Raw genomic sequence first — 13,631 nt, 5'->3', positions numbered from 1 at the left:
TTTCAAGAAGCATCCTCGATATTTTACAGAGTCACTCCAACCTCTTTTAAGCTCGGCAAAGCATCAATCGCACCGATTTTAGTGCACACGAGCGCCCCCACCTTATTGGCAAATGAGACAATATCACGCAGCTTCGCAAAATCTTCGGCTGCCGTCTGAATCTCATCCGTGCGCGCCAGCTGATACAGCGCCGCGCCGACAAACGCATCTCCCGCTCCCGTTGAGTCTATTGATGTCACCGGAATGCTCGGAATGATGTCAATATCCTTCCCATTTGAAAGAAGGGTACCGCTTTTCCCGAGTGTCACCGCAACAATGCCGGCCCCGAGCTCATGAAGAACCGCAACACCTTCTTTATGATCCTTCGCACCGCTGATGATCTCAAGCTCTTCGTCACTGACTTTCACAAAATCACTTACGGCAACGGCTTTTTTTGCGGTGTTTATAAACTCTGAAACTCTTCCTTTCCATAAATCCTCACGGTAGTTAGGATCGAAGGAAATAAACTGTCCATTGTCTTTCGCAATCGACATCAGCCGTAAATAGGCTGAGCAAAACGGATCAGATAACAATGCCGTCGCTGACCCGAAATGAAGGATTTTGGCATCGTTTACCTTTTCCAGATCAATATCATCCAGCGTGAACAAAGCGTCCGCTCCTCTGTTAAACACAAAGTCGCGCTCCCCATTTTGTTTTAATGAAACAAACGCAAGCGTTGTAGGCGCTCTCTCATCCATGACGAGCATAGAGGTATCGACATGTGCGGCGTCCAATGTCTGCTTCAGAAAATACCCGAACGGATCTTTGCCTGTTTTTCCGCTGAAAGCCGCGTCTCCGCCCAGCTTAGCAATGGCTGCCGACACATTCGCCGGTGCGCCGCCGGCACTTTTTAAGAAATTACGCCCTTCCGTCAAATCAACATCCACATCGGTACAAAAGAAATCAATTAACAATTCTCCAATACAAATAACAGATTGGCTTCCCACATTATCACACTCATTTATCAATTCTCGATTATAGTTTCAGTATAGTGCTTTCTGTCATAAATACAACCGTTTACATAGAATATTTTAAATTTTACGTATACTTATCTGGCAGCCCTTTGTTCCAGATCAGACATCATCTGCTGATATTTTTTTTCAGTTAAAGGATAAAAAGAAATAAGAATAATAGACAGCAGAATGAACAATCCCGGAATGAGCGCATTCATATTTTTAATCGCATTCAATGACGAGGCCGTCTGATCGGTATTCGCGGCATATCCGGCGATTCCGAGATAAACGGCCGAAAATGACCCGGCTAACGCAACTCCGAGCTTATTGATGAAACTCATGCTCGAAATCACCACGCCATCAGCCCGGACTCCGGTTTTCCATTCCGCATAATCGACACAATCGGCAACCATTCCCCAAGCAAGCGTATTTAAAGGCGTTGTGAAAAATCCCGAAACGAAAAGCCAAAAGAAAATAAGCGGCAGCGAAGAATACGATGTAAACTGAAGGCCCGCATAAGAAATCAGCGATAGCGCCGCCGTGATGATCATAACCTGCTTCCGGCCCCGCTTCTCAGAAAAGAAAGGAATAAACAGATTGCTGATCAGCGCCGCTCCGAAAAATAATACAGTTCCTAAAAACACAAATTCCTTATGGCTGACGTTATACGTAAAATAGTACACCATCGTGCTGAGCTTAATGTTAAATCCAATCGCAAACGCCAAAAATGCAGAAACCAAAATGAGCAAAGGCTTGTTTCGGAATAAAACGGACAACGTTTTTTTCATTCCTTGTTTTTTTCTTTTTTCAGGCTGAATCCGTTCCCGCACAGTAAAGAAACTGAACAAATTCAATGCGATGCTCACCGCCGCATAGATGAGCGCCGTCATCTGAAATCCAAACGCCTGATCTTTCCCGCCGATGGCGTCCGCAAGCGGTGTCGCACAGGAAATCGATAACAGAATTCCGATATAAACCAAAATCATCCGGGTCGTCGTCAGAACCGTCCGTTCCTCCACGGAATTCGTCATCCGCCCCGTTAAGCTGTTGACCGGAATCGTCTGCATGCTGAAGGACATCCCAAGCAGAATATAAGTGATGTACGCATAAACCATATTCCCCGTCTCGCCGAAATGAGGGGTCGTGAAGCATAAGAACGTAAATAGCGCAAAAGGAAACGCCACCCACAAAAGATACGGCCTTGCCTTTCCCCATCTTGTATTCGTCTTGTCTAAAATCACGCCCATAATCGGGTCAAAAACAGCGTCCAGCACCCTTACGATAAGAAACAAAGCTGCAATGACCGCAGGCTTAATGCCGCCGACGTCTGTATAGTAGAATAATAAGTATGCGTTTACAAACTGAAAGATAATATTGTACGACATATCGCCGAATCCGTAGCCGATCCGTTCCATCCAGGACAGGCCGCGATATTTCGTCTTTACTGCCGCTGCTTTTTCTGTTTCAATCATTATTTCCCACCCCAAGAATCCGTTTTCATTTTTGATAAGCAAGAGGGAGAATGCAAAGATCCTCCCCGTTCACTCAGCGATTTGGATACACCATCACTTTTAAGCATTCATTTTTGTATTGAAAGGCCCGTTCCATCGCCTCTTGCGTCTGCTCCAGCGGATATTGGTCCGTTACAAGATGCTTCGTGTCCACAATGCCGGAAGCGAGAAATTCAATTCCCTTCGGATACGTATTCGCATAACGGAAGATTCCGTATATATCAATCTCGTTATCTGCAATAAACGGCACATTGAGCGGGATCTCGTTCTGAGAAGGCAAACCGACAATCGCCAGTTTTCCGCCCCGGCGCACGGAAGCCAGTGCGGATTGCAATGCCGCCGGATTCCCCGCTGTTTCCCAGGCAGCATCAACGCCTCTGCCATTCGTGATCGTTTTGATTTCTTCACCGGCATCCTGTTCCCGGACATTGATGACATGCGTCGCGCCCATTTTTTTCGCGGCATCTAGCCGCAGCGGCTCCAAGTCGGTCACAATGATTGTGCCTGCCCCGTATGCTTTCGCTGCCGCAACGGCCATCAGCCCCACAGGGCCCATTCCCATGATCGCAACCGTTGAACCGGGCTGAAGCTTCGTTCTCGAGGCCGCATGAATGCCGACAGAAAACGGTTCAATCAAAGCCGCATCTTCATAGGATAGTGAATCCGGAATCGAGAAAACAAAGTCCTGGCGCATTTTGATATATTGGACAAACGCGCCGTCAACCGGCGGTGTCGCCAAAAACTGTACATCCGGGCAAAGGTTATAACGCCCCTCCTTGCACGCCTCACAGCGTCCGCATGTGACACCGGGTTCGACGGCGACACGGTCTCCCACCTTGAATTGATCGACAGACGATCCGACGGCGGCAATTTCTCCCGCGCATTCATGACCGAGGATAAATGGTTTTTCCACTACATAATTGCCTATTCTGCCATTTGTATAGTAATGCAGATCAGATCCGCAAATTCCGACAGCCATCACCTTAATTAACACTTCATCATGATTGATGTCAGGCACGGGCAATGTTTCGATTTTGATTTCTCTCGTGTTGTGCATAACCGCCGCTTTCATATTTTGAGGCACTGTGTGAGTCATTTGGCAAAATCCTTTCTCTGCTTTGAAATGTAAGTGCATACATTTTTATTTTCTCTATTACTGCCCCTATTTTATCTGCTTTTCCATACGTACAACAGCCTTTCCTGCTGTATAAAAGGACAGCCGCACTGTACTTTTTATTTTTTCATATACAAAAAACACTGAATTGATAAAATAGTACTAATAGGAGGTGCAGGCTAATGGCTGAACTTGAAAACCGGGCACAATTTGCAGAACTGCTGGCACCTGCCGTCAAATCGCTGAAACATCATCCTGATTTCAAAATTAAAAGGACAAAGAACGTAAAATCCGGACAGTCTTATATAGATCAAATCGCACTCCGAATAGGCGTTTCCTCTAACACGATCAAAAGCTGGATCGGACAGATGGGCGCAAACTACATTCCCGGACGAATTGACGACGGAAAGTTGTTCGGCATGGTCTGGATCATTATAGAAAAGACTGATATGGATCCTGAATGGCTGACCGGCCTTCTGGAAACCACCACCATTCCCGTCATCAAACCCGCATTGCCCGTTTGGACGGCGTCTTGTCTAAAAAAAGCAAAAATACTCCGGAAAGACGGATCATTCGGAGCGCCGAGTGATGACGATGTTGAAAAAGCAGTAAAGCGGCTGTTTCATGACAGACCAAGCCACGAAACGAATGCGCTTACAAGAAACTCCGTCACGCATAACTTACCGTCACGCCGGACGGGAAACTTTATCGGCCGCGGCTTTGATATAGAGGCGATTCGACAATGGATGCTGTCTCCGTCACCGGTCTGTTTAATCACAGGCTGGGCCGGCATGGGGAAAACAACGATCGCTCTTGAAGCAGCCTACCTTTGTGCCGGCAGTTCACCAGACTGGCCGGCATTCAACAGCATCATCTGGATCAGCGCTGACTGGAAAGGATTGAGCTTCAGCGATTTTTTAAACACGATCGCCTATCAGCTCGGACGCACCGAACAAATCGATAAATCAATCAACGAAAAACGGTTCGTCGTCCGCAATGCATTAGCCGCTCATTCAAATGAAAAACCGGTATTGCTGATCGTTGACAGCATCGATACAGCGGAACGTGACATTCACGAATTTATTATCGGCCTTCCGCAAGGCGTAAAAGTCCTCCTTACGGCACGGGAAAACGTAAAACAGACATACCGGGACGGCCTCGGGGAACTGGCGGCCATCCAGCTGAGCGGCCTTGAACAAACGGATGCCCTTGATTTTTATCATCAAGAAGTGCACCGCTGTCTGCAAACATGCAACCTCCCGCATAAACGGGAAAAGCTGGAGCAGCTGCTGGAGCTATCGCCTGACCTTAAGAATGAATTCATCTCGGCAGCCGCCGGCAACCCGAAGGCCATGGCACTGAGCATTGCATACATGTCAGACGACGACATCCCCGCTCCGCAGCTCATTCAAGAACTTAAACAAGCAGGCTACTCATTATTGGAATTGTTTGAGGTTCTCTTTGGCCGCACATGGGACAGATGTCATGAAGACACACGAAAACTATGGCAGACGCTTTGCTTTTTCGCTAAGCCCCCTGATGAGAAAAGCTTGGCTCAAGCGGCCGGATTAGACGTCCGGCGGTTTCATTACGCGATTGAGCAAATGCGGTCATATGCTTTAATACAGCCGGAACGAAGCGCAGGAAGTATTCAATATGCAGCCCATCAAACCGTTGTCGCTTACGGAGAACAGCACTTATCCGAAAATCACGAATTAGCAAAAGAAGCCCGCAGCCGCTGGGCGCATTATTATATTGATTATGCGGAAACCCATATAAAGCGGGAACAGCCCAATTCTGTCTATTGGAGCTACTTGCTGGGACGGAATTTAGAGCAAATGAAAAAGGAATGGCCGAACATCCTAAAGGTCATCGAATGGTCGAGTGAAACCGGACAACATGACATCCTGATCAAACTCATCATCCGCATCAGCCATTTTCTAAGCAGAATCAACCTGCCCCTGCGGATCGAATACGGATTAAAAGCCGCCGATGCCGCCCATCAATCAGGCGAACACACGCGGGAAGCTTACTTTCGGATCGACACAGCAGGCTGGGCGCTGATGGAAGTCAACGATTCAGACGGAGCTCTCAGGCAGATAGAAGCCGGCCTGAAAATACTCGAACAATCAGGCGCGCCGGATCACGACGACTTGAAAGTATGGGGAACCGCCCTGCAATCGAGGCTGCTGTTAAAAATCGGAGAACCGGACAAAGCGGCAGCAATGCTGGACGGCATCAAAGATCAGCCCGTCTCGCCCATTATCCGGCACAGGGTTCTTCTGGTCCGCGGCGACCTGAGTTTCGCCCGCTCTCACTACGAAGAAGCCATCACATTATACGAAGCGGCAAACACAACCAGCGCCGCATACGGCGGCGAAAAAACGATAGAAGCCTATTTCAACCTAGGCATGGCTTACGTAAAGTGTGATCAGCTCGAAAAAGCGGAAAAAGCCTTTGAACAAATGCTCTATGACAAACACAACGCCAATCAAGTTGAGTTGATCTATTACTATTACGGAATGGCACAGCTCTTGTATCGTAAAGGAGAAAATAAGAAAGCGATGGAATCGAATCAGAAAGCAATCCGTTTGATTGATTCGTGGGAGCCTGGGATTGGGATTCGGGGTGAGGTGGAGCAAATGGATATTCTCATTTAAAAGACAACTACATTGCGGCTAGCGGTACGAGCTTTGAAAAACACTCATGACCTTGTTGTTTTTAAAGATAAAAAGGTATCTTTATCAGTACAGTAAATTGATTAAGATACCTTTATTGAAAAATTAATATTTCACAGAAAACAAATTTCTAAAGTTAAACTTTTTAACAACAAGAGGTTAATACTTATACAGCCGTATTAGTGCTGTACTGTAATATAATGTTTTAGTTCACCTGACCAATATCTTCCTCCCCATTCCTGTCCAACTTGCACATCATACTTACCTGCAGGAAGATTTTTCGTTGAAAAACTCACACGAAAATTACGTGAACCAATACGATGCAAAATATCTTTTCTGGCAATTACTTTACCTTTTTTATTTAATATAATTACTGAAAAACCATTATCTAAATCCCTAGCCAAAGTACCAGTAACCACAATGGAAGTAGCGCTTTTCGTATATGTATTAGCATCTGTTTTAAATTTAATTGTACCTTTCGAATCCATAGCTAATGCTTCTGACCCACCTGCGAAAATGGCAACTCCCAAAAGTGCTGCTGTAAACAGGGTCATTACTAACTTTTTCATCTTTAGAATTCCTCTTTTCTTTTTAATATTTTAAATCCACAGTTATAATAACATATTCTCCTAAAAAAACAGAGGTTTTTCCATATATTTCTCCTGAAAAACGAATACGTTTGATAGAAATTTATTAATATTAATGCAAATTTAAGATTCTTTTGAAAAAAATCTTGTTTGTTTCATAGCTTTGAAATGTATGGTGCTCTACTCTAACTTTTCTATTCACTTGCTACAAGGTCTAATATTTTATCAGCAAAAGCATTTGCAATAATTTCTCCCTTTTCTTCCGTATAATAAGGGACTTCCATTTGCATTGAACTCCTTAGGGCTACCCTTGCCGCTGTAATATCAGGATTATCTCCAATCATAATATTACTCGCATGAAGTCTCGAATTATTTCATTACTATTAAATTTATTTTTATAAAATAGCTTATATCCTGAAAAAACAAGACTATTATAATACTCTTGAACTGCATTTAAAATTGACTTAGTTTTATTATTTAATAAGATCTGTGCGATGAAAACTCTTTTTGTCCGAGATAACCTTAAGTATTTACAAAATGATCTAATGTTCCCTGTGTCAGTACAATTACCACACAAAAAACTAAGGGTAAGCGATTTTTGGCAGAGTACTCAACTCTCCCCTTTACAAATTTAAATTACGCACAAACCCCTTAATTATTTCTAATCAACATTCTATGGCTGGTGAGTTCAAATATTTCTTAATTCAAACTCTAGTTCTTCTTCCCTTTTTCAAGATCCAAACAAGTAATGCAATAAAAACGATGTTAATTATAAACGCAGAAATAACATAAGTTTCATCTGAAACGCCAATATACTTCCCTTTCGATTCTAAGAGATTCCTTACTTGCTTACCCCATAAAGAACCATTCAGCGAGCCATCGTCCGCTCCAAATGTAATTTGTGCTGTTTCCTTATTGCTGCTTGTAATATTAACACCATAAAATACTGTATACCTATTGTTATAAAAGATAGGCATATAAGAATAGTCAGAAACTAAAGGCTTTACCTTTTTGGCAGGTAATGATACGTACAAAATCGCAGAATAATTACCTATCCCTGTTTCAAATTGCTCAGCTTTAATAAACTTCGTGTTTGAAGGTAGATCAATATTATAAAAATGCTCAAAAATTTGAATATCTTCTTCCGAAAAATCTGTTAATTGGTAGTAATGAGGATCAATAATACATTTATGAAAATACCATCCATTAAACAATAAAAAAAAGGCACTTATTAAAATTACTAATACTGCCTTATATATAATCTTTAACTGTATCACAATGATATGCGCCCCCTCAATATGCATTATAACGCTTTTCCCAAAAGTAAATCAAAACAGCGATTTACTTTTGGGAAGAATTAATTATTCAAATTTTATTTTTTGTTTAAGGCAATCTGCAAAAGCTTGTGCAATTACTTGACCATCCTCTTGGGTATAATTCTTAACATTAAAATGATGTTTAAATTCCAAACATACAGGATTGTTGGTGTTTAAATAGTACTCTGCATCCTTAATAACTGCTTCAAATGAATTATTAAATCTGTTTTTAAAAAATTGAGAGTATCTTCTACTATAGCCGGTATTATAGTATTCTTCAAATACCTTGTAAACTGGTTGTGAGGTAATCCCTGTACTTGTATTCATAGCAAGGTTAACAGCGTCTACATCTCCTAGTAAATCTTGAATTCCAAATGTACCAATTTGACCTCCTATTAAATCTATTGCAGCATCATAAGTTGTTTTATAATTAGCATTATAACGGACAGTGTCTCCCCCTACTGTAATTAAATCACCTGCCCATCCTGCAAGATCTTGTATCATTCCTACAGAACTATGAATTATTGCATTAAAAGTGGCCATCATATGTGCGACATCTAGTGTCAGTTTAGAAAATGGATCTATCAGGATTCTCTTTTCTTGTCCCTTCAATACGTTATCAGCTATTTTAACAAAATCTGAGTCAATAAAATCCGCTGTTAAAATCCACAATAAACCATCATATTCATCTTTTCTTAGATACTGGGCAACTAATTCATTTGCCTGTTGAGTAATATTGCCGACCGGATTAGGTTTATTTACTTCCTTTTCAGTAACATAATCTACTGCTGTATTATATAAAACTTTTAATTGATCGAAGAACTTATTATTTGTAGTCGAAACAAAATTGTTACTATTTTCTTTATTATAAACTATAGAATTAACGCCTTTATCCTTGCCCGATGAGATATTATTATCAATCTCTATTTTCCCAGGCCCGTCACCTATACTCCTTGTCTTTATTTGGTCAAATGCCCAATCAGTGGGAAGTGAATAGCCGCGGTTACCGCTAAATCCTGAAGACATATCACATACAAAACTACTGACCGAGTAACCGGCTGCGGCCACGCGACTACAAACATTTCTCGCGCCATAAATACCAATTTGATAACCACTATTGAGTTGGGCAAATGTCCTTTTAATTGCTTTAAAATAAGGGAGTATGCGACTGGTAACCTCACCGTCAACAGCGTCATAATCTACTGTAAAATAAATAATAGTATTTTCTTTAAAACCAAATCCCTTAGCCGCACCAACAGCTGCTCTGGCATCGAATACCCCTTGAGTTTCTGTAAAATAAGAAGCTTGAATTGAATTTCTCTCGTAAATTGGAAATACGCTAAGCCCTGCAGCAAATATAGTCTCTAATTCAGGCAACGTCATCTGATACGATCCAGTAAGGTATCTCCCAACCGTTGTATACCCGTTGGCTTTCAAAGTTGCTGCTCTGGCAGCATTAATTGGTGTGGCACAATCACAAGCTGTTCCTTTCCTATCTTCGTCACCTTTGCTTACTAAAAGAGATGCCCAGGTCTGCATTCCAGCTACTCCATCGGCAGGTAATGCTGAAAATTTTTGAAAGTTAATAAGTGCTGTTCTCATATTTTCATCGAAGATACCATCAAATCTTCCTGGATTACGATTATTACAGTACAAAGCATATTGTAAGAGCTTTACAAAATTAGCTTTTGTGCTCCCCATTGAAATTGTTGGGCATTTTGATTTTGTAGCAGGTCCAAATGTTCCAGTTGGTTCTGCTATTCCTTCTTCGACCTGGAGTGCATAAATTAAAGCCTCATTAGTTTGTCGGGAGTATCTACCATCACATGGATTAAGGCCAGTAACCTTATAATATTTCCGATTCAACTCTTGTTGAATATTACGAATTTTGGCATCTCCTACGTTTACAAAAGCGTCCATATTTAATAACGCTTTAAAGATTATGGGAGTTGCAATTCCATCTTGATTAGACAACCCTGCATCAGTTTGAAATTTTTTTATAGCAGCCTTTGTACCATCACCATAGGTTCCTGTAAAACCAGTTGGATTATATCCCTTGCAATACAATGCACCTTGAAGAATCATAATTTCATTTCTTGTTTTTTCATTCGAAGAATTAGATTCAGTTGATAATGTGGGGCATTTTGCCATAGTAGCTGGTCCAAATGTTCCAGTAGTTGACGTAATTCCTTCTTCAATTTGTAATCCTGTAATCAAAGCCTCAATCACAGGCCACCCTGTTTTTCCATTTTCATCGATTTTTACATAACCTGGCTTGTTTAAGTAAACAAGATTTACCCATTGTTGTACTTTTCGTACCATTTCATCCATTGTTTCCACTCCTTATTTTTTGCTAGTAAAGTACTTTCATTTAAAGGTGGCAAACGTATGACAAAATAAGAATATCTGCTCTTACTTCAAAAGATGCAAAGAATAAAAATCAGCAAATCGCCTATGAACATAAATCCTTTTAAAAGATTTGTAACAAAGTCATATGCCTTGATGCTAACTTGAATAAATGAGAATAATTTATTCGTAATTTGAGATGAATGATAGAAATAAAAAAAAGCCCCTCACAAATTCATTGAACTTGTGAGAGACTTCGATATGGCGTTACTCTGGAAAACCCTTATGTTAAACAGGGATCATAATTTTTTACATCATGCCGCCCATAATTACCACGGTTTTCGCTCGCTTACGCATCCTTTCGATCGGCGTTATTTTTTTAATGAGATCATGAATAGAAAAGAAACAAAAACCGCATTGTTTCAGACTCTGACGCAACTTTCGTTATTTTTGTGTTATTTTTTAAAAAATAACAGGTTTGTTTGCATCACGAACGCACGTTCTTTATAATCGTCTCCGAGGAGATGAAACACAATGACCGATTTTGAACGTAAAGTGTATCGGATTATTTTTAATATGACCCGCTTCGGGAAAAATCCCTCCATGGAACAATTGAAAAGGAAAACCGGGAAAGATGAGCAAGCAATACGTGCTGCTGTGAAGAATTTGATGAGGCAGCGCATTTTGAAGTGGGACAAGAAAAAAGAAAGGTGGATTTTCAACTAAATAAAAAAAGAAAAAGCAGGGGAACAGCCCTGCTTTTTCAGTGAATAAAAAGTGAAAAAAAATACAAGTGTAATTTAAGTGTAAGTATTTCAAAAGTGTATGTGTTTCTAATGTATATTCATAATATACCCAATGTATATTAATGTCAAGCCTTAGCTTGTTCTTGGCTGGACTCATCTATTTTTTTCAATCCTGCCTCAGAGCAAATGAATTCATTTCTTGCTTTCCCAGCGAGTGTTCCTTGTGTTAATTTCTTCGCTTTTTCTAAAATTAGCCCCTCCTGTTTAAGTTGTTCTATTAGTTCACTGATTATCTGCCCCGGAGCTGCTAAATCTTTCATAGCATCTCTTCTTAAAGCAGGTCCTCCCAAAAATATATGTTCTTTCCTTTCATTTTCAGCATGCCAATTCTTTATCCATTTAAGAAGTTGTATAGATAATTTATTTCGGTCATACTGCTTCTCTTCTATTCCAAGTAACTTCACTAAATCTTCAGCGAAATGAACATATTCTTTAAATTCAATATGCTTAGGAGCTGTTTTAGATAAATAAAAAAGCTCAACTCTTTTTCCTTTGTACATTAATCTACTCATAATAGGAATCATGTCACTATCAGCAGTTACAAAAACATAACAACTTATCGAAGGATCTTTGTATGTATTTTCAATAGCATCAATACAAAGTTCAATATCTGATGCGTTTTTACGATGATCCCCATCTTTCCCGTTTGAATAAACATGCCTTATTTGAACACGTTTTTTTTGTAGACTTGTCATGTTACTCTTTAACTTTTGAAAATCTGCATACACTCTAAATGAACGTACATTATCTTGACCATATCGTTCCCATAACCTTGAAAATAAATTCTTTTCCTCAGATTCATGATCTGGATCATGACTATAATTATTCATTAGAGACCAGTAAACGTTATCATAATCAACAAAAATGGCTACATTATCAAGTTTTCTCTCGGAATTGTATGTTCGATTTGAATCATTTAAGACCGATGTCATGATTTGAAAAACTGATTTAAGCTGTTCGTCAACTGCTGGTTGGGGTAATGGTTTGGCAACCGTCCCTGTTCTTTTTCCTTTTGCTTCGTCCAAATAAATTCCCTCATTTCATTAGAAATAACATACATAAAAGAATTTACCATATATTCACCAATAAAAGTGTATTTTTCGAATAATACTAGCTTAAAAGTTATGTATTTCTCCCATTTACAACAAAAAAGCCTCGTCCAATGGACGAGGCTTTATCATTTCAATAGCTTTTCAAGTTTTGCTTTCGTCTTTGGCCCGTAAATGCCATCAGCAGACAGTCCATACATGGACTGGAACCGTTTGACTGCATTTGCTGTTTTCGGCCCGTATGCGCCGTCGATTCCAAAGTTCTTTGCGCTCTTATCCGAGTAGTAATGAAGAGCCGCCAGCGCCGTTTGAATCTGTTTTACGGCCTCTCCTCGGGTCAACGGGCTTGTGACTTTAAAAATACCCGCAGGCAGGCGGAAGGATGATTTCTTTCCGTTGGTTGAAGAGCCGGCCGAATCCGTCAGCTTTATTACCTGGCCGACTCTGATTAGATTCGGATTCTTAATGCCGTTCAAGCTTTGTAGGGTTTTCATGCTTACGCCTGTTTTCTCTGCGATTACAGAAAGGACATCGCCTTTCTTGACGGTGTACGTCGCCCCGCTAGTCTTTGATTCTGTTTTTTGTGGTTTGGATGCTTTTTTACCTCCAAGACGTTCAAGTTCTGTAGCAATGGCTGCTTTCACTTCATCCCAGCGCCCCGCATCTAAAATACGGTGCGGGCAGTATTTCCCATTCCAGTCCTGATGCTTTCTGATTTTGTCAACGCCCCATCCGCGCTCTTGAAGTAACTGAGCGACAAACTTGATAGCCAGCGCCTCCGCTGCTTGGTATCGCGCTCCGCCTGACTTGCTGTAGCAGATTTCCACGCCGATAGACTTACGGTTCCCGGTTCCGTTTGTACCGTCACCTGAATGCCAAGCATTCCGGTCCAGCGGAATCCCCTGAATCACTTCTTTATCATCGACGGCAAAATGATAGCTCGTCGATTCGCTGTTACCGGTCATATAACTGATTTCATTGGCGGCTGATGCATCGTTTGCCGTGTTATGAATGGTGATATACTCCGGCTCCATCGGGTTCGGACATTTCAGGGCGTATTTGTTACTCGGAACTAATCTCTTTTTCACTGCAATTGTCATAAAAAATCTCTCCTATTCTGTTTTTGGATTCAAAAAAAGCAGCCGGATTAACCAGCTGCCTGATCGTCTTTTTCTTTTGTCTGATCGTTGTCGCTTTCAATTACGTGAAGCCGGTCAGTGATGACGGCCGGT

General features: G+C 41.2%; 11 protein-coding genes and 1 pseudogene. 2 read left to right on the top strand and 10 right to left on the bottom strand.

Annotated elements, in window-relative coordinates; translation table 11 throughout:
• Window positions 1-23: 23 nt before the first annotated feature.
• The 3 genes from BGM27_RS14270 to gutB form a co-directional block, all read right to left on the bottom strand.
• Window positions 24-986: a carbohydrate kinase family protein gene (locus BGM27_RS14270; protein ID WP_020953922.1), complete on the bottom strand. Its 963-nt coding sequence runs from the start codon at window positions 984-986 to the stop codon at window positions 24-26.
• Between the two features lie 101 nt (window positions 987-1,087).
• Complete coding sequence (locus BGM27_RS14265; protein ID WP_020953921.1) at window positions 1,088-2,464, bottom strand: MFS transporter; 1,377 nt, start codon at window positions 2,462-2,464, stop codon at window positions 1,088-1,090.
• 73 nt (window positions 2,465-2,537) lie between these two features.
• Entirely contained in the window at window positions 2,538-3,599 is a 1,062-nt protein-coding gene (gene gutB / locus BGM27_RS14260; protein ID WP_007408865.1) for a sorbitol dehydrogenase, read from the bottom strand.
• A 200-nt stretch (window positions 3,600-3,799) separates the two neighbouring features.
• On the opposite strand from gutB, the gene BGM27_RS14255 reads away from it, so the two are divergent.
• A complete protein-coding gene (locus tag BGM27_RS14255; RefSeq protein WP_020953920.1) occupies window positions 3,800-6,277 on the top strand; it encodes an NB-ARC domain-containing protein in 2,478 nt (825 codons plus the stop codon).
• Window positions 6,278-6,474: 197 nt separating this feature from the next.
• Here the strand turns inward: BGM27_RS14255 and BGM27_RS14250 are convergent, their stop codons facing one another.
• From BGM27_RS14250 to BGM27_RS14235, 4 genes are all read right to left on the bottom strand, one after another.
• Window positions 6,475-6,864 (bottom strand): hypothetical protein, encoded by a 390-nt coding sequence (locus BGM27_RS14250; RefSeq protein WP_007408864.1) that lies wholly within the window; start codon window positions 6,862-6,864, stop codon window positions 6,475-6,477.
• 212 nt (window positions 6,865-7,076) lie between these two features.
• Entirely contained in the window at window positions 7,077-7,226 is a 150-nt protein-coding gene (locus BGM27_RS14245) for a hypothetical protein (RefSeq protein WP_012116970.1), read from the bottom strand.
• Between the two features lie 360 nt (window positions 7,227-7,586).
• Window positions 7,587-8,186 (bottom strand): hypothetical protein, encoded by a 600-nt coding sequence (locus BGM27_RS14240; RefSeq protein WP_007408862.1) that lies wholly within the window; start codon window positions 8,184-8,186, stop codon window positions 7,587-7,589.
• Window positions 8,187-8,243: 57 nt separating this feature from the next.
• Window positions 8,244-10,529 carry a glycoside hydrolase domain-containing protein gene (locus BGM27_RS14235; RefSeq protein ID WP_007408861.1) on the bottom strand — a complete coding sequence of 762 codons (2,286 nt, stop codon included), beginning with the start codon at window positions 10,527-10,529 and terminating at the stop codon, window positions 8,244-8,246.
• 549 nt (window positions 10,530-11,078) lie between these two features.
• Between BGM27_RS14235 and BGM27_RS14230 the strand changes: the two genes are divergently transcribed.
• Window positions 11,079-11,270 carry a hypothetical protein gene (locus BGM27_RS14230; protein ID WP_041482286.1) on the top strand — a complete coding sequence of 64 codons (192 nt, stop codon included), beginning with the start codon at window positions 11,079-11,081 and terminating at the stop codon, window positions 11,268-11,270.
• A 145-nt stretch (window positions 11,271-11,415) separates the two neighbouring features.
• On the opposite strand, the gene BGM27_RS14225 is transcribed toward BGM27_RS14230, so the two are convergent.
• From BGM27_RS14225 to BGM27_RS20550, 3 genes and pseudogenes are all read right to left on the bottom strand, one after another.
• Window positions 11,416-12,375: an NYN domain-containing protein gene (locus tag BGM27_RS14225; protein ID WP_020953919.1), complete on the bottom strand. Its 960-nt coding sequence runs from the start codon at window positions 12,373-12,375 to the stop codon at window positions 11,416-11,418.
• A gap of 152 nt (window positions 12,376-12,527) precedes the next feature.
• Complete coding sequence (locus BGM27_RS14220) at window positions 12,528-13,499, bottom strand: N-acetylmuramoyl-L-alanine amidase (protein ID WP_020953917.1); 972 nt, start codon at window positions 13,497-13,499, stop codon at window positions 12,528-12,530.
• 47 nt (window positions 13,500-13,546) lie between these two features.
• A pseudogene (locus tag BGM27_RS20550) lies at window positions 13,547-13,631 on the bottom strand (phage holin family protein); the annotation flags it as partial.

Origin of the sequence: Bacillus sp. FJAT-27001 (assembly GCF_019039175.1) — a bacterium.
Taxonomy (GTDB): Bacteria; Bacillota; Bacilli; order Bacillales; family Bacillaceae; genus Bacillus; species Bacillus velezensis.
This window is presented reverse-complemented; position numbering and strand designations above follow the sequence as displayed.

What these genes read in the sequence shown, in the direction of transcription:
- BGM27_RS14265 (WP_020953921.1), bottom strand. Translation starts at nt 2,464, where the DNA reads ATGATTGAAACAGAAAAAGCAGCGGCAGTAAAGACGAAATATCGCGGC.
- gutB (WP_007408865.1), bottom strand. Translation starts at nt 3,599, where the DNA reads ATGACTCACACAGTGCCTCAAAATATGAAAGCGGCGGTTATGCACAAC.
- BGM27_RS14255 (WP_020953920.1), top strand. Translation starts at nt 3,800, where the DNA reads ATGGCTGAACTTGAAAACCGGGCACAATTTGCAGAACTGCTGGCACCT.
- BGM27_RS14250 (WP_007408864.1), bottom strand. Translation starts at nt 6,864, where the DNA reads ATGAAAAAGTTAGTAATGACCCTGTTTACAGCAGCACTTTTGGGAGTT.
- BGM27_RS14245 (WP_012116970.1), bottom strand. Translation starts at nt 7,226, where the DNA reads ATGATTGGAGATAATCCTGATATTACAGCGGCAAGGGTAGCCCTAAGG.
- BGM27_RS14240 (WP_007408862.1), bottom strand. Translation starts at nt 8,186, where the DNA reads ATGCATATTGAGGGGGCGCATATCATTGTGATACAGTTAAAGATTATA.
- BGM27_RS14235 (WP_007408861.1), bottom strand. Translation starts at nt 10,529, where the DNA reads ATGGATGAAATGGTACGAAAAGTACAACAATGGGTAAATCTTGTTTAC.
- BGM27_RS14230 (WP_041482286.1), top strand. Translation starts at nt 11,079, where the DNA reads ATGACCGATTTTGAACGTAAAGTGTATCGGATTATTTTTAATATGACC.
- BGM27_RS14220 (WP_020953917.1), bottom strand. Translation starts at nt 13,499, where the DNA reads ATGACAATTGCAGTGAAAAAGAGATTAGTTCCGAGTAACAAATACGCC.